This window comes from Prochlorococcus sp. MIT 1201, from assembly GCF_047303415.1.
In the GTDB taxonomy this organism is placed as follows: Bacteria; Cyanobacteriota; Cyanobacteriia; order PCC-6307; family Cyanobiaceae; genus Prochlorococcus; species Prochlorococcus marinus_D.
The window spans coordinates 1,202,547-1,219,002 of sequence record NZ_CP138947.1 but is presented as its reverse complement, the minus strand read 5'-3'; the positions used below and the strand labels follow the sequence as shown (position 1 = coordinate 1,219,002).

17 protein-coding genes are annotated in these 16,456 nt (G+C 52.6%); 6 read left to right on the top strand and 11 right to left on the bottom strand.

Annotated elements, in window-relative coordinates:
• Nucleotides 1-215: 215 nt before the first annotated feature.
• The 10 genes from recG to SIB41_RS05845 all read right to left on the bottom strand — a co-directional run bounded on the left by recG (nt 216) and on the right by SIB41_RS05845 (nt 10,367).
• A complete protein-coding gene (gene recG, locus SIB41_RS05890; protein WP_413361196.1) occupies nt 216-2,756 on the bottom strand; it encodes an ATP-dependent DNA helicase RecG in 2,541 nt (846 codons plus the stop codon).
• Nucleotides 2,705-3,916 (bottom strand): hypothetical protein, encoded by a 1,212-nt coding sequence (locus tag SIB41_RS05885; protein ID WP_413361194.1) that lies wholly within the window; start codon nt 3,914-3,916, stop codon nt 2,705-2,707. Before SIB41_RS05885 ends, recG begins: the two co-directional genes overlap by 52 nt.
• A gap of 23 nt (nt 3,917-3,939) precedes the next feature.
• Nucleotides 3,940-4,596: a translation elongation factor Ts gene (tsf, locus tag SIB41_RS05880; RefSeq protein WP_413361192.1), complete on the bottom strand. Its 657-nt coding sequence runs from the start codon at nt 4,594-4,596 to the stop codon at nt 3,940-3,942.
• A gap of 82 nt (nt 4,597-4,678) precedes the next feature.
• Nucleotides 4,679-5,398 carry a 30S ribosomal protein S2 gene (rpsB, locus tag SIB41_RS05875; protein ID WP_011129963.1) on the bottom strand — a complete coding sequence of 240 codons (720 nt, stop codon included), beginning with the start codon at nt 5,396-5,398 and terminating at the stop codon, nt 4,679-4,681.
• Nucleotides 5,399-5,538: 140 nt separating this feature from the next.
• Nucleotides 5,539-6,471 (bottom strand): glycosyltransferase family 2 protein, encoded by a 933-nt coding sequence (locus tag SIB41_RS05870; protein ID WP_413361190.1) that lies wholly within the window; start codon nt 6,469-6,471, stop codon nt 5,539-5,541.
• A 102-nt stretch (nt 6,472-6,573) separates the two neighbouring features.
• On the bottom strand, nt 6,574-6,729 hold the full coding sequence (locus SIB41_RS05865; RefSeq protein ID WP_011129965.1) for a hypothetical protein: 156 nt from the start codon (nt 6,727-6,729) through the stop codon (nt 6,574-6,576).
• A gap of 37 nt (nt 6,730-6,766) precedes the next feature.
• Nucleotides 6,767-7,456, bottom strand: coding sequence for a DevA family ABC transporter ATP-binding protein (locus SIB41_RS05860; RefSeq protein WP_413361188.1), 690 nt, complete (start codon nt 7,454-7,456; stop codon nt 6,767-6,769).
• A gap of 42 nt (nt 7,457-7,498) precedes the next feature.
• Nucleotides 7,499-8,668, bottom strand: coding sequence for an ABC transporter permease DevC (gene devC / locus SIB41_RS05855; RefSeq protein WP_413361186.1), 1,170 nt, complete (start codon nt 8,666-8,668; stop codon nt 7,499-7,501).
• Nucleotides 8,668-9,552, bottom strand: coding sequence for an HlyD family efflux transporter periplasmic adaptor subunit (locus SIB41_RS05850; protein ID WP_413361430.1), 885 nt, complete (start codon nt 9,550-9,552; stop codon nt 8,668-8,670). Before SIB41_RS05850 ends, devC begins: the two co-directional genes overlap by 1 nt.
• A 20-nt stretch (nt 9,553-9,572) precedes the next feature.
• Complete coding sequence (locus tag SIB41_RS05845) at nt 9,573-10,367, bottom strand: phycocyanobilin:ferredoxin oxidoreductase (protein ID WP_413361184.1); 795 nt, start codon at nt 10,365-10,367, stop codon at nt 9,573-9,575.
• 61 nt (nt 10,368-10,428) lie between these two features.
• Here SIB41_RS05845 and SIB41_RS05840 point away from each other — a divergent pair, with 61 nt between their 5' ends.
• Both SIB41_RS05840 and SIB41_RS05835 read left to right on the top strand, forming a co-directional pair.
• Nucleotides 10,429-11,625 (top strand): M16 family metallopeptidase, encoded by a 1,197-nt coding sequence (locus tag SIB41_RS05840; protein ID WP_413361428.1) that lies wholly within the window; start codon nt 10,429-10,431, stop codon nt 11,623-11,625.
• Nucleotides 11,529-12,896 carry a M16 family metallopeptidase gene (locus SIB41_RS05835; RefSeq protein ID WP_413361182.1) on the top strand — a complete coding sequence of 456 codons (1,368 nt, stop codon included), beginning with the start codon at nt 11,529-11,531 and terminating at the stop codon, nt 12,894-12,896. Before SIB41_RS05840 ends, SIB41_RS05835 begins: the two co-directional genes overlap by 97 nt.
• On the opposite strand, the gene SIB41_RS05830 is transcribed toward SIB41_RS05835, so the two are convergent.
• A complete protein-coding gene (locus tag SIB41_RS05830) occupies nt 12,893-13,132 on the bottom strand; it encodes an NAD(P)H dehydrogenase assembly family protein (RefSeq protein WP_413361180.1) in 240 nt (79 codons plus the stop codon). The genes SIB41_RS05835 and SIB41_RS05830 overlap by 4 nt on opposite strands.
• A gap of 56 nt (nt 13,133-13,188) precedes the next feature.
• Here SIB41_RS05830 and SIB41_RS05825 point away from each other — a divergent pair, with 56 nt between their 5' ends.
• The 4 genes from SIB41_RS05825 to SIB41_RS05810 all read left to right on the top strand — a co-directional run bounded on the left by SIB41_RS05825 (nt 13,189) and on the right by SIB41_RS05810 (nt 16,418).
• Complete coding sequence (locus tag SIB41_RS05825) at nt 13,189-13,761, top strand: biotin transporter BioY (protein WP_413361178.1); 573 nt, start codon at nt 13,189-13,191, stop codon at nt 13,759-13,761.
• Nucleotides 13,758-14,255, top strand: coding sequence for a signal peptidase II (gene lspA / locus SIB41_RS05820; protein WP_413361176.1), 498 nt, complete (start codon nt 13,758-13,760; stop codon nt 14,253-14,255). The genes SIB41_RS05825 and lspA overlap by 4 nt, the downstream gene beginning before the upstream one ends.
• Before the next feature lie 253 nt (nt 14,256-14,508).
• A complete protein-coding gene (locus tag SIB41_RS05815) occupies nt 14,509-14,823 on the top strand; it encodes a carbamoyl-phosphate synthase subunit L (RefSeq protein ID WP_413361174.1) in 315 nt (104 codons plus the stop codon).
• A complete protein-coding gene (locus tag SIB41_RS05810) occupies nt 14,820-16,418 on the top strand; it encodes a YcjF family protein (protein ID WP_413361172.1) in 1,599 nt (532 codons plus the stop codon). Before SIB41_RS05815 ends, SIB41_RS05810 begins: the two co-directional genes overlap by 4 nt.
• Nucleotides 16,419-16,456: the final 38 nt, after the last annotated feature.

Sequence of the window (16,456 nt, the reverse complement as noted above, 5' to 3'; positions counted from 1 at the left end):
TGAAAATCAAACAATCAAAAAATTACTGCCAGCTATTCAGTGAGATCTCTTGCAGCACAGTGCCTTTGCGGTACTAGCCAAAAAAAATAGGCATTAACGACAATGACTGCACCGGAAGCGACTTCGGCAACTGAGGTAGCAGAAAGCACATCGACTCGTGATTTCTGAGTATTAAGACTCAAACGAGTCTCAAGTGTGTGGAAAAATCAATGGACTCAATTCAGATGGGCTGTTCCGCTCAGGTGCTGCCACTGTGCCTCCAGCAACTCCTTGAGCCGAGAGTGGTCAGTCAGGTTTGGATCTTCGCTGAGCAGTCTTTGAGCCTCATCACGAGCCTCTTCAAGCACGGCCCCATCATCCGCCAGGCTGGCCAGGGCCAAATCAGGCAATCCAGACTGTTTGGTGCCAAGCACCTGCCCTGGCCCTCGCAAGCGTAAGTCAATCTCAGCAATCTCAAAGCCATCACTGGAGCGCACAAGGACTTCAAGTCGCTGCCTTGCTAATGGGTTTGTGCTGTCATTGATGAGTACGCAATGGGATGCCGCTGCGCCACGTCCCACACGACCTCGCAGTTGATGCAATTGGGCTAGCCCAAAGCGATCCGCGTGGTCGATCACCATCACACTTGCTTGAGGTACATCCACGCCTACCTCCACCACAGTGGTAGAGACCAGCACCTGGCAATCACCCGCTGCGAAGGATTGAATCACGCCCTGCTTCTCTGAGCTACTCAAACGTCCATGCAGTAATCCAACCGTGAACTCCTCAAATACTTGTTCTGATAAATGGGTGTGAACCTTAACTGCTGAACGCAGATCAAGTTTCTCGGAGTCCTCGATCAGCGGTAACACCACATAAGCGCGCTGGCCACGAGACACTTGATCACGGATGAGTTGATAGGCCTGATCCCGATCGCAGCCCTTAATCATCTGAGTTTGAATGGGGGTACGACCGGGAGGTAATTCATCGATCTGACTCACATCCAAATCCCCATGCAACGAAAGTGCCAGTGTGCGAGGAATGGGTGTTGCTGTCATCGTCAAAAGATGAGGTTGGAGCCCCTTGTTCAACAATCTGTTGCGTTGCTTCACTCCAAAGCGATGCTGTTCGTCAACCACCACCAGCCCCAGTCTTGAAAAGGCAACAGGATCTTCGATTAAGGCATGGGTGCCTACCAGTATTTTCAAGGATCCATTGACGAGATCATCAAGGATCTGACGGCGACGTATACGAGTGGTTGCCCCCGTAAGTAACTCGACGCTGACATGCAACTGAGGCAACCAACAACACAATGTGCGGTAGTGCTGCTCGGCAAGGACCTCAGTGGGTGCCATGAAAGCCCCTTGCCAGCCAGCCTCTACCGCTGTGAGCAGGGCTGCTATGGCGACAACCGTCTTGCCACTACCAACATCTCCCTGAATGAGGCGCGCCATTGGTTCCGAGAGCACCAGGTCAGCTTCGATTTCCGTCAACACACGCTGTTGAGCTGCTGTGAGAGGGAATGGCAAAAGCTCCAGGAAGCGAGCCACAAGGCCATCTCGCCGCCCTGCCGTCTGCAATACAGGAGCAGAACAACTGCGCAGCTCTGCTCGCCGTTTCAACAACCCCAACTGCAATAGAAGAAACTCGTCAAAGACCAATCGACGTCGAGCAGACTTCAATGTGTGTTGATCGTCTGGATGATGAATTGCGACCAAGGCATCGCTTCTTCTGGGTAAACGCAATGCCTGACGACGTTGTTCAGGCAGGGATTCAGGCCAACTTGCTGCCAAAGGTAAAACCTGCCGTACCAGATCACGAAAACGGTCAGCCGTAAGGCCTTCAGTGAGGGCATACACAGGCAATAAGCGGCCAATGCTTTGCGATCGCAACGGCGAATGTGGACTCTCCATGACCTCAATCAAAGGGTCTTGAAAACTCATTCCGTAAGGCCCCCCTTTGACCAATCCACTTACGGCCACAGTGACTCCTGGCGGGTAAAGGCGTGACTGGCTTTTGAGGTAAGCAGGGCTGCTGAAACGCCGACCAGCGAAAAATCTCCTCACTTTGAGCCGACCAGTTGGGTCTTGAAGCTGCAGCTCAAGAATGGACAAATTTGGGTTGCGTGGACTGGTGAAGCCATGACAACGCCTCACTGTGGCCACAATCGTGGCCGCCTCCCCTGCCTCTAGGGCCTGGATACGCCGCAGCGAGGAATAATCCACATAGTCCCTGGGGTAGTACTGCAGCAAATCTTTGACGAGCAGTAATCCAAGCCCGGCAAAGCGTTCAGCAAGTTTTGGGCCGATTCCTTTCACTTCTGACAGTGGGCTTTCCAACGTCAGAGAGCGGTTCCCACTAGGTAAAGGAATCTGCCGTTTCCTTTCAGCTCCCCCCTGCTTGAGTCTGGGAGGGCCTATTGGCGTTGGTGGTTCCAATTCCTGGCGAATGCCATGTAGAAGCTGTCTTGAGTCCGTCACCAATCGACGTCGCGCCGATTCAGAGCTGTCTGGATAACTCGCAAAGGCTTCAGCTAGTTGGCCGAGACGAGCCTGACTTTTAGTAGGCAGCAATCCAGAGGGTGGGTCTGTTAACTGACGCACCAAGAATGCATGAAAATTCTCCTGACGTCCCTCAAGATTCTTAAAACCGTTCTCAGCCTCCAGGGTTAACGCTTGCTGCAGAATGCGCATCCAGCTGAGTAGATGCTGCGACTGATCCGTACTCAGGCCTTGGGTGGACTGGTTGGAGGATTGGCGGAAGGGCTCTGCCACCACTGTTGCTTTACCTCCTGAGCCATGGCGCGACGTTGCCAGTGCCGCTGTTGTCGAACCATTTTGAGCAAGGTACGGCGATGTCGCTTGAGTTGAGCCCGACAACGTCGCAAACGCGGGTCGTCAAACTCCAATTCGGATGGGCGCAGAAGAACGCAAATGATCTCCATGCCCTCTAGGACCATTGGATTGGTTGATACCGGTACGCGTAATCTCAGCAAATTGGATGCCACAGGTTCAGATTCCAACTGACCATTCAACACAGCATCAAGCAAGCTGATTGGTAAGAGGCTGTTGACAATTCCGGCTCGCAACATTTCCACGTTGAGAGCATGGGAAAGATTGCGCAATCTACGAGCGAGGGCACGATCAAGAGATTCCAGCCAACGTGCTAGTTCAAGGGGGCTCACGGGCAAAAAAACCTGCTCCTCATCAAGACCACTGTGAAACAGGGTGCTGTCAACAGGCTGCAAATCGCTGAATTCACTGGTCAAGATATTCTCTGTAGCCATGGTCTCTCCAGCCATGACAAAGAGAGAGCGAAGCACATCAAGATCACCCTTCTGCCCGCCAATCGGTTCTGAGTCCTCTGAGGCCAACTCCAACTCCTGAGAGTCAAGTTGAGCCTGATCACCCTTGCCTAAATCAGGCTCAACGACATCCTCATTACTAGCCAACCCTTCGCTTAAGCCTGCGTTTTGGGGATCATGATCAAAAGTCAACATGCTGCCGAGACGATCAGGATGCTCGAGTGGAGGATCAAGGCTTAGGTGAATGGACCCCTCAGCTTCTTGCATGGAGTCCTGTTCAGAACGAAAAGCCAACAACAGCTCACGCCTGTTTTGATCGCTCTTTCTCTGGCGTTCACGTTCCATCTGGCGAACCAGATCCATCAACTGCTCGACAGTCAATAAGGAACAGCAATGACAGACCAATTGCTCAACCTGATCTTGAAAAGCTGCCCTTGTTTTGTCCGAAAGCCCACTCAGACGATTCTGATCCCGATCAGTTATCAACAGGAACAGGGCTTGACGGACAACATTAAGCAGTTCCCTACGTAATAATTGCAGGTAGAGAGCTAAATCGTGGTACAGAGTCAGCGACAAGCGCTGACTCTGCTTTTTTAGTGCGGCAATCTGCTGATCGGGCTCGAAGCGTTGCAATCTCTACTTCTCCGCAGCCAAAATTAAGCAGTCTTCATGGACGCTACTTCCGAAGCGAAATCAGTCTGGTCCACTTCAATCCCCTCCCCAAGGGTGTAGCGGGTGAAGCGGCGAACCTTGATATTCTCTCCAATCTTGCCAGCAACTTGCTTGACGAGTTCCGCAACCGTCATGGAGCTGTCACGGATAAAGGGTTGCTCAAGCAAGACCAGTTCCTTAAGGCGCTTGCCAATTCGTCCTTCAACGATTTTTGCCTTGATCTGTTCAGGCTTGCCAGAAAGATCATCGCGACCCATCTCAATAGATTTTTCCTTTTCAACGACATCAACAGGAATCTCTTCTGTGCTCACGTATTCGACATTCGGGCAGGCCGCCACTTGCATAGCGACATCCTTTAAAAGCCCTTGGAACAAATCACCACGAGCAACAAAATCAGTTTCGCAGTTCAATTCAAGAAGTACCCCGACCCTGGCTCCGGTGTGGATGTAAGTACCAATGGCACCTTCAGCAGCAATGCGAGAAGATTTCTTCTCTGCACTGGCAATACCCTTCTGACGCAGCCATTCGCTCGCCTTGACCATATCTCCGTCACTCTCTGCAAGGGCTTTCTTGCAGTCCATCATTCCCGCGCCGGTCTTGTCGCGCAGGTCCTTGACAACTTTGGCTGATACGTCCGCCATGGGTAATTGGGGTGAGGAGTATTAGGGATGCAGCCGACCAGATGAGGAGGACGGCGGCGAGAACTTAGCGCTGTAAATGGACTCAATCGTCGCTGTCGTCAGCACCTCTTTGGTCATTAGTGCCATGACGGCCTTCGTTGATGGCATCAGCCAGTCGGCCCAGCACAAGCTGCACAGAACGAACGGCATCGTCATTACAAGGGATCGGGACCTCGCAAAGGTCAGGATCGCAATTGGTGTCAAGCATGGACACCAAGGGAATGTCCAACTTGCGGGCTTCAAGCACAGCGTTGGTTTCACGGCGTTGATCAACTAGCACCACGACATCAGGCAACCGTCTCATCCCTTTGAGACCACCGAGGTACTTCTGCAGTCGCTCAAGTTCGCGACGCAAAACGGAAGCTTCTTTCTTGGGTCGCATGGCAATAGCACCACTGGATTCCATCCGCTCCAGATCCTTCAATCGATCAATTCGAGCCTTCATCGTGGTCCAGTTGGTGAGCATGCCACCAAGCCAACGTTGATTTACATAGGAAGCTCCGCAGCGAGTGGCTTCCAACGCCACCACTTCAGAGGCCTGCTTTTTGGTACCAACAAACAGGAATCGCTTTCCACTTCGGGCGGAAGAACGAGTCCATTTGTAGGCATTGTTCATGCAGATCGCGGTCTGCACTAGGTCAATGATATGGACTCCATTACGCGCGCAATAGATGTAGCGCGACATCTTTGGATTCCAGCGACGGGTTTGATGCCCAAAGTGGGCGCCCGCCTCCATCATTTCTGAAAGCGTGACAACAGCCATAGGTTTTAGGTTTCGGGTTCGCCTCCACCTGCCAGGTATGCGAGACGATTCAGCCAAAAGGCATGGGTCGACTCATTCATCACCCGAAACGGACAGGTGTGCGGAATGAAAGAACCATTGAAATTTATCAAAGCGACAGCTCAGCGCAGCCCTGTTAGTGCTGCTTCTTTGAAGAGAGCGCGTACCCCGATTCGGTTCAGGGGTAAACGCAAGAGCTCCATTGCCAAACCTTGATGACCGTTGCGAATCAACCAGCCAAGTAAAGGCCTGAGGCTGCGCTCATTAAGTAATCCACCGAGCGTAAGCAACTCCCATAACAACCGATGAAGCCAGGTGAATTGGATGATGAAACGCACCCGTCGCGTCGGGTGCTTGCGATAAAAGATCAGGCCCATTTTGGCCCGCTCCCGCTCAACTCTGATCAGGTCAGGAACTTGCTCAAGACGCAGGGCAGGATGCCAGTGATAACCAACTGCTTCGGGACATTTCACCAACTCAACATCCATCTGTCGAAGTCGTTCCCCCAGCTCTAGATCCTCCCAGCCATACAGACGGAAATTGGTATCGAATAGTCCAGAACGTTCAAGTACCTCTCGATCAATGGCTACATTGCCTGTTGCGAAGTAAGCCCATGAGTTGTCCTGGAATTTGTGAGGTTCTGTAGTGGGCTGCTCGAAATTTGCCGTGTTGATCACCGCGCCATAGGTGAAAGAAAGTCGATCACCGCGTTGCTGCCAACTTTTTTGCAAAGCTCTCGCATGACAGGCGAGAAACGACTCGGTGACAACGAGATCACTATCGATAAAAACAATGAGATCACCTCGGGCATTGTCTACCCCGCGATTACGCCCCTCTGCCGGGCCCCCATGATCTTGCTCCACCATGCGCACATGTGGAAAGCGAGACGCCTCATTCCTCAGCCAGCTCGGTGTGCCATCCGTGGAGCCGTCATCCACCACGACCACCTCATAACCATCTAGCTCAGAGAAAAGGATCTGTTGCTCGAGAGCCAACAGACACTTCTCAAGAATCGATCGACGGTTGTAGGTGGGTATCACGACGCTTGCGAACATTCGCAACCAAATCTGCTGCTGACAAGCAACAGCCTAGAGACATGAAAAAAGGGGGCCCATCAATGCCCCCCATCTCTTGATTGAAAAAGTCTGTCGATGGGATTAGTCGGCAGCACCACCGTTGTTGGCAGTTCCGGTTACACCATTACCAGCTCCCTCACCTCGGCCGTCATTGCGTAGCTTGCGCTTCTTGAATTTGCGGGCATAGGAGCGATTCCGCTCTTGCTTTTCTTTCTTGAGGTTTCTGCGCTTGGCCATGCTGTTAAAACTTCCAAACTAGAGATCTTTAACCAACCTAACCAAGAGAGGAGATCAGGCGTCCATCTTCCATCTGCACCAATCGATCCGCGATATCAACAATGCGGGGATCATGGGTCACCATTAACACCGCACAAGACTGTTCTCGGGCCAATCGTTGAAGCAGCTCTACCACTTCCCTTCCTGTGACGCTATCGAGGGCTGCTGTGGGTTCATCGGCTAGCAATAGCTGAGGTTGAGCCGCCAGCGCACGTGCAATTGCGACTCGTTGTTTTTGGCCGCCAGAAAGATCATGGGGCAGTTTGCTGAGGTGATCGACTAGCCCCACAGCCCTCAACCAATAGCGAGCCTGATCACGGCGAGCCCGATAAGACAGACCTGGCAACAAATCAGCTCCCATCTGCACGTTCTGTTCAGCTGTGAGACACCGCAAAAGATTGTGGCCCTGAATAATCATGCCGATATGACATCGAAGCCGTTGGCGAAGGCGACGATCTGATCCACGTAACTGATGGCCGAACACGCATACATCTCCTTCTTGAACTGTGCGGAGCGCTCCGATCAAAGTGAGTAGGGTGGTTTTGCCACAGCCTGAAGGCCCGCTGAGCAACACCACTTCGCCAGGGGCTATTTGCAGAGAAATGGACTGCAACACCTGACGTCGCATTGCACCAATGCCAAACCAGTGGCTGAGACCCTGAACTTCAACCATGAGCTTTTCATTCATGGCGATGTCTTCTGATCGAATGATTGAAAGAGAAAAGACCCATCAGAAAATCTCTGCAGGATCGGCATCGACCAATCGGCGCATCGCCAGCACCGCTGAGCCCATGCACATCGCCAGGATCAGGCTGAAAACAAGCACGGCACGCGGAAGATCCATTGCCACAGGCAATTTTGTCGAACTGCGTACCAAGGCGTATAGGGCCTGGCCGGCGGCATAGGCCGGCACATATCCCATCACTGCCAGGAAGATCCCTTCACGAGCTACCACGCCTAGAAGAGTCTTCAAGCGATAACCCATCGCCATCAGAGTGGCGTACTCAGGCAGATGATCGCTGACATCGGTGTAGAGGATTTGATAGACAATCACGCACCCCACAACAAAACCCATTGCTGCACCGAGGCTGAAAATGAAGCCAATGGAAGTACTGCTTCGCCAGTAATTCTTCTCAAACTCAATGAAAGCCTCCTTGGTAAAGACCTTCACATCGTTGGGCAAACTCGCCGTGAGAGATCGAACCACAGCATCTGGATCTGCCCCTTGTCGCAGCCTTAGCAAACCGATTTCAATGCTTCCAGGCGGATTGCTGGGTAACAGCTCAAGGAATGTTTCCCTGCTGGTGAGCAGATTGCCGTCAGCTCCAAACGATGGCCCCAGGCTGACTAATCCCGCTACCCGAACCCTTTTCCCGGCGAGCTCAGTCTCAACAGTTCGGCCCTCATCTAACCACTTGGCAATAGGTCCGAATTCATTTCGAGATCGTTGATCAAATAAAACTCGACCACGACTTGTGAGTGCTTTTGCCTTGGCCGCAAGCTCAGGATCTGTGAACAGCGAATCCCCCGGTTCGAAACCTAAGGCAAGAATCTGGCGAGTCGTGAGGGTTTGAGGATTTCTCCAAAGCAAAAAATTCCAGTTCACAGGCGTGATGCCCTGAACATCTGGATGTGCCATGGACTGCACCAAGCGACGCCTTGGAAATCCACTCATGCTGATCGAGCTCATCGAGCGAGGGCTCATCAACACCAGGTCAGCATCAAAGAGACGATGCACGGTGACACTGGCATCGAACAAACCATCTCGGAAACCCAATTGCATGAACATCAGGATTCCGGCGAAGCAGATTCCTGCCAAAGCAACCAAAAGCCGTAAAGGTTGACGACTCAGTAGCAACCAAGCCAGAGGGATCCTCCGCCGTTGCCAAAAGTCAGACATCACGAGGGCTGAAAGCGAGCGATCACCTTCATCCCCGCGAGACTTCTCACCCGAGCAGCTGAGTTCTGGTCAAGACTGACCCGAACTTCAACTACGCGGGCATCTGCATCACCAGTTGGATCAGTTGAGAGCACATTGCGCTGACGAACCTGGGGGCTAATGCGTTCCACACGACCCATCAAAGTCCCATCGAATCCACCGTTTTCACTGGTTAAGCGAACAACTTGTCCAACATTCACTCGATTCACATCCGACTCATAAACTTCGATCAAGGCTTCCATGGTCTGATTGGCGCCAACTTCCATCACGCCATCACTACCTGGACGCTCCCCGACGCGAGTGTGCACTCTTAACACCACACCATCGAGGGGAGACTTCAATTGACTATCAGCGAGATCAGCCTCAAGTCCGCTGATTTCAGCCAAAGCCTCCCGACGTTGGCCATCGATTTTGACGAGTTCTTCCTGTTTTTCCTCCAAATCCACCAGAGATGAAGCTCCAACCAGGGCAGCTTTTTGATAACGAGTGACCTCCCGCCGCTGCATTCGCAACTGAACCTCGAGGGTCTCCAGTCGAGCTTGGACAGCTGCCAGATCAGCAAAAGTTTTAGGTCGGTTGTCGAACTCTGCTAGAACCTGACCACGCTTAACGGCATCACCTTCACGAACACTGAGCTTGGCAACCCGTGGAGTGCCACCAAACCCGCTAGCAGGGGCGGCCAAGCGACGGATATCACCAGCGGGCTGAAGTTGCCCCAAGGCCGCAACAGCTTCAATTGGTCTGGCAGCTGGAACCAGCACAGGACTTTCTGGAGGTGTCTCAGGCCGACGCGTAAGGCTCCAGATACCAATAGCTACAACAAGGCAGATACCTCCGGTTATCAACCATCTCCAGGTTTTGCTGCTTAAAGGGGAGGTGGATCCTCGAACAAGATTTCCTCGATGTATCGATCCGCCCATTGAGGATTGAAGGCCTTCTCCAGCACTCCACGTGTCTTGTCGTTGCGTTTCTGTTGGATGCAATAGGAGAGTTGGCTCTTATGCCTTTGGATCGTAGATGCCGCATCAGAAGCATCGGGAGTCGCGTCAATGACGCTAGAGATAAGAGCTTTGAGATAGCCATCTGCTAAATCCACGAACCAGCTTTCCTCTTGGCTACTAGCTGGACGGATGAACTGGACAAATGGCGAGAAAATGGATCCCCATTCAGGCAATTCCCTCACCTGTTGAAACGTAGGAATGGGCAGTGACTCAAGGCCATGGAGTAGGGCCACTGGCATTGTTAGTCCTACAGGCGAAAGATCCACGATGGCCGCCGAAATACCGGCAGGACCAGCAACAATATCGGCTCCAAAAATTGGTAGATCAAAGCGAGGATCGGGAAAGAAGACGCAATGAAGTACTTGCAGTCCCCCTCCCAGCCTTGCTATCTCCAAATGCAACTTGCGCATCCCCCGACAACGATGCAATTCATTGCTAATCAGCAGCTCCTCTCCATCAAGCTGGCCGCTGATTGACTCCATCACTGAATCCAGTGCAAATGGACTGAGCTCCGGTAACTGCGCCCTGCGCTGCCTTATCCGCGCTGCCAACGACTCGATTAACGGATGAATTGCCGGGCCGCTTGTGGAGGGAAAAGGCAGCACGATGGCAAGAAGGATCAGAATGGGACTTTGACATGCACCTCTGACACGCTCCACCCCTAAGCCCAGTCTTCAACACTGGGCTCTAAAGAACAAGACCCGCTGCGTGCTGGCATCCATGCCAGATGCACCACTGACTTGTTTAGACCTCTGGTGCAAAGCAGGTAGTTCAAGCGAACAAAAAGGAGAGGAAGGACTAGCCCACTTTCTTGAACACATGGTGTTCAAGGGAAGCTCACAGATGGAGGCGGGAGAATTCGATCGCAAAATCGAAGCGCTTGGAGGCAGCAGCAATGCCGCCACAGGTTTCGATGACGTCCACTTTCACGTTCTTGTACCACCAAAGGCAGCCAGGGCAGCACTTGATCTACTACTCAACCTCGTTCTAACTCCAGCTCTGCGTTCAGAGGCCTATGCCATGGAGCGAGACGTCGTATTGGAGGAAATTGCCCAATATCGAGATCAACCGGATGATCAAGTCCTCCAACAGCTTCTCGAAGCATGCTGCGAAGATCATCCCTACGGCCGAGCCATCCTTGGCTTTGAAGCAAGCCTAAAAACAAGTACTCCCGAGCAAATGAGGGAGTTCCACAGCCGCCGCTATCGAGGCCCGAACTGTTGCCTAGCAATTGCGGGTGCCATTCCGATAGGCCTGGAAGAAATCTTGAACAACAGCCGTCTGGCTGAGTTGAATCACCAAACGATGGAGGACATTGATCCTGCCATTTCTCCAACGCTCAGCTTTCAAAAAGGGCGACGAGAAATTCAAGTCCCCAGGCTGGAATCCACCCGGCTATTGATGACCTGGCCGATGCCCCCTGCCTCAAACCAAGAGATGGTGATGGGAGCTGACCTGGCGACCACCCTGCTTGCGGAAGGACGTCGCAGTCGACTGGTGCATCACCTCAGAGAGGAATTGCAAATCGTGGAATCGATCGATATGGATGTAACCGTGTTGGAACAAGGCAGCCTTGTATTGCTAGAAGCATGCTGCAACGAGACGCAGCTGGACAGGGTGGAAAAGGAAATCCACCATTTACTGCAGACGAGCCTCGAATCAACACCCAAGAATCAGGAGATCGAACGAGCTAGCCAACTGGTTTCAAATGGACTGTGTTTCAGCCTTGAAGCTCCCAGTCAAGTAGCCGGCCTGGCAGGGAGTCAAGCTCTTTGGCATCGTCCTCAATCCTTGTTGGCACCACTTGATCACCTGTCTGCATGGACGCCGACTCGACTTCTCGAGCAAATGCTTCCATTACTGCAACCAGAGCGGAGCTTCACCCTTGTTGCCAGACCGATGGAAGCAGACGAATGAATCCTCTCGATGTGGTTTTAGATCCAATCGCCGCACCGGGAGTTATCGCCGCCAAGCTCTGGGTTGGAGGCGGCAGTGGTGCTGACCCAAAAGGGCAACGGGGAGTTCATCAACTGCTCGGAGCCCTCTTGACCAGGGGCTGTGGACCCTATGACCACCTTGCTCTAGCCGATCTCGTTGAAGGGTGTGGGGCAGGTTTGCGCTGCGATACCCACGAAGACGGATTGCTAATTAGCCTCAAATGTGCAGATCGTGATGCCGAACGACTCCTTGATTTACTTGGCTGGATGCTGATAGATCCGCATCTGGATTCAAGTCAAGTAACGCTGGAAAGGGATCTCAGTCTTCAGGCCTTGCAAAGACAAAGAGAAGACCCATTTCACGTGGCTTTTGACGGCTGGAGGCAGATGGCTTACGGCAGTGGCCCCTACGGCCACGATCCCCTTGGCCTTAGCGAGGATCTCAACCAACTTGGTCGACAGCAATTAATTTCGCTAATCGACGGGCTAACAGCACAATCACCTGTGTTTGCCCTCTCTGGGACCCTTCCAGAGGATCTTGAACAGCGGCTGGAGGCAATGGAATCTTTCCAGCGCTGGCCCAATCAGCCACCTCAGCAAGCGAGAACGTCTGAATCGAGCAAGATCTCAACAGAGAGCATTCAGATCGAATCCAACATTTGTCTTCAGCCTGAACCTACAAGTCAGGTGGTGATGATGCTTGGACAGCCAACCCTTGCGCATGGCCATGAAGACGATCTAGCACTGCGTCTACTGAACTGCCACCTGGGATTAGGCATGTCGAGCTTGCTGTTCAGGCGTCTACGAGAGCAACACGGGGTGGCCTACGACGTAGGCACTCATCACCCGGTACGTAAGTGTGCCGCTCCATTTATATTCCATGCCTCAACAAGCGAAGACAAGGCAAAACTCACCCTTCAATTGCTTCTAGATAGCTGGTGGGAACTAAGCCAGCAAGAGATATCAGAAGAAGACATTGAACTGGCACGCGCAAAATTCCATGGTCAACTCGCACATGGAGCTCAAACCACTGGACAACGCGCAGAACGCCGAGCCCAATTGCGGGGACTAGGGCTGCCAGCCAACTATGACCAGCACAGCTTGGAGGCAATCAAAAATCTTGATGGAAGCGCTCTGCAAAAGGTAGCTCAACGACATCTAAGAATGCCCTTGCTAAGTCTCTGTGGCCCAGAAAACAGCCTTCAAATCCTTGCCAAGGATTGGCAAAAGCAAGTGGTTCAAAGCTCTTAATCCCCCTTTGCGCCATCAACATCTGAAAGGTCAAAGATCAGGCGATCCAGTGGGATCAGAAAGCTGCCATGACGAAATCGCACAACACAAATGTCCTTGGCACGCAGTCCAACGATCTCGCCAAGCTCTTCTGGGGAGACCAAATCCGGTGGCCGTAGCATTGGCATGGGATCCGCGGTCTTTAGATAAGGCAAGGGCACCTTTAAACGGACCTGTTGACCAATAACCGGTTCCATCAGAAATGAGCAATGCCTCTCTCCTACTGCAGGATGGAGCTAGCTGAAAACCCTTTTTGCGAGCCCTGGCTACCTGGAGCGGCGCCCTCGCCGGCCTGATGATGATCCTTGTAGGAGGGTTGATCCCTGCTGCGCTGCTCTTGCCTGGCCTTGACTTACAACCGCACGTGTTAACGCTTCCAAGTACTTGGCAGGTGCCAGCTCTATTGCTGTGTGCACTCGTATGCGGTCCGCGTGCTGGAGTCATCGCTGCAGTTGCCTATCTCACCATTGGCCTCGTTGACCTACCCGTATTTCATGGTGGTGGAGGCCTCAATTATGTGCTGACACCAGGTTTTGGCTACCTGGCTGGATTCGTTCCAGCTGCTTGGCTCAGTGGTCGTCTGGCCCAGCAACCAGGCATGAATGATGTAATGAGCCTGACGATTGCAGCAATCGCGGGACTGATCATGCTGCAACTTTGCGGCGTACTCAATCTGCTTATCGGATCTGTCCTATACCAATGGCCTGATCGCATTCCAGAACTGCTATTTAGCTATACCTTTGGGCCCCTACCCGCTCAACTAGTCCTCTGTGCAGGCGTTGGTGTACTTGCCTTGCCATTGCGAAACCTGCTGTTTGTTGAATGAATCAACCTCAAATACTGAAGCAACGTCAACTATCACGCAGGGCAATGCTGCTAATCAGCATCCTGCTGATGCTCATTGATCAGATCAGCAAAAGCTGGGCCCGTCAACAACTCAACTCAGGCTTCGTACTCCCTTTTGTTCCTGGGCTATTGCAGTTGCGTCTGATCAGCAATACAGGCGCAGCTTTTAATCTTTTCAATGGAGCAACATTCCTCTTAGGCCTGCTCAGCTTGGCTGTGACCATTGGTTTGATGGTCTGGATTTGGAGAGCAGGGCAGATGCCGATATGGCAAGGCCTTGCAATGTCCTTTCTGCTCGGCGGAACGATCGGCAATGGCTTGGACCGATGGCGTCTAGGGCACGTCACCGACTTTCTGCAACTTGTACCGGTGGACTTTCCGATTTTCAATGGAGCCGATGTGGCGATCAATTTGGCCGTGATTTGCTTCGGAATCGATGCCCTGACAAGACGCCATGGACAACAACACACCTAAGCGTTATGCCATGACTGGAGTGATCATCAATTAGATCAGTCAACCCGATCGAAAAGTTGTTCTTTAAAGCGATAGCTGCCGCTTTAGTGGAAACGTAAGGATGGAGCTTGCCTTACTTGATCATCAAGACAAACATTTGGTCTCTAGATGATCTCAAACTCACCAATGCACGTTGTTGGCGTTGGAGGAGGGGCCGAGAGCTGGAATGATGCGACGCCGATCAAATCAAGATTTCACGATCCTCAAAGATTGAATGACCTATTCGCCTCATTCCTGCATACAGCCAGCAAAAGCATCACAATTGCTGGTCTGGGCAGATTCAGAGCATGCCTTAAATGGTTGTGATCAACTGGGCCAGTGCAATAGGTCTCTTGGCGATATGGAAGATGGCAAGACCGGCACAACCATTAATGCCAGAGATCTGCTATTGATCGGCCATGAGCCTTGCGGATACAAATTCTTGGTCTCTGGCTCAGCAATGATGCCAACTGTTCCAGATCCGAGACGCTGTCTCTCTGGTCAAAGACCATTGAACCTGCAGGCCAGCGGAAGCATGACAAACAAATGATCTCCCGTCAGCGGCTGCTCCTATGGACCGCCTGCGCGCTGGTGGTCTTGCTCGTCATCGGAGTTCTAGTGCAAGTGGTGAGGAACCTGCTCTGGGATTTGAGTTACCTACTACCTCCCTGGTTGCTAGGCCCGGTGTTGTTACTAACAGCAGGCCTCATCATCTTGATGATCTATCAGGTTGGATGGCCTTGGTGGAAGGCTTTTAAGCGTCAGAACTTAGAAACTGCTCAAAACAATCAACGGCCCCTTTCCCCTCCAAGTAGCCGTCATCAAGCAGCCAAGCAAAGTCTTGAAAACATTGATCGCCTGCTTGAACGCCTCAAAGACGAGGTCACTCGAGAAGGGCTTAAGCAAGAGAGAGAAAGGGTGGCTGATGAACTGGCCCGTGGTGATCTGATGGTGGTGGTGTTCGGGACTGGTTCCAGCGGCAAGACATCTCTGATCCGAGCACTCCTGAACGAAATGGTGGGTGAGGTTGGTGCACCCATGGGATCCACAACCAGTAGCCAGATTTATCGACTGCGTTTAAAGGGACTTGATCGAGGCCTTCAACTGGCTGACACCCCAGGAATTCTTGAAGCAGGCAGAGCCGGTTTAAGCCGAGAGAAGGAAGCAAGGCAACGAGCCAGTAGAGCTGACCTGATGGTGGTGGTTGTGGATTGTGATCTACGCGCTTCAGAGCTGGAGGTCATCAGTAACCTCGCCAATCTCGGCAAACGATTGCTCCTAGTTCTGAATAAATGCGATCTTCGCGGTGAAGAAGAGGAACGACGGCTTTTGGCGCAGTTGAGAGGGCGATGCAAGGGCTTGCTTGAAGCTGAGGATGTGATCTCCTGTAGCGCTGCACCCCAGTCTCTGCCACGGCCCGGCAAACGACCTTTGCAGCCTCCTGCTGAGGTCGACAACCTGCTGCGTCGCCTTGCGTCAGTGCTACATGCCGATGGTGAAGAACTGCTTGCAGACAACATTCTGCTGCAATGTCGCCATCTGGGAGATGCCGGTCGCCAGCTGCTGGATCGACAACGCCAGCATGAAGCGCGTCAGTGTGTTGATCGTTACAGCTGGATTAGTGGTGGTGTTGTCGCTGCAACTCCCCTCCCAGGAGTGGATCTATTGGGGACGGCAGCGGTGAATGCCCAAATGGTGATGGAGGTCGCCCGGGTCTATGGAGTTCAACTCACTCGCAACCGAGCACAAGAACTGGCGGTATCAGTAGGACGCACTTTGGCAGGACTTGGCATTGTTAAAGGTGGAGTGGCGATCATCGGCACAGCTCTCAGTGTCAACTTGCCCACCCTGTTGCTGGGCCGAGCGGTACAAGGGGTCGCTGCTGCTTGGCTCACACGCGTTGCTGGAGCCAGTTTCATTACCTACTTCCAGCAGGATCAAGACTGGGGGGATGGCGGTATGCAGGAAGTGGTGCAACGTCACTACGATCTCAATCGACGGGAATCTTCGCTGGAACGTTTTCTCACGACAGCCCTGCGGCGGGTGGTTGAGCCTCTTCAGCGGGAGAAACGGCGACAGCTCCCGCCACGCCCAGGGCCTCGGGGGGTGGCGGACGCATCGGACCTCGGGCATCCAGAACTGTGATCAAAGCCAGGTAGAACAATCCAATAGCTACTGATAAA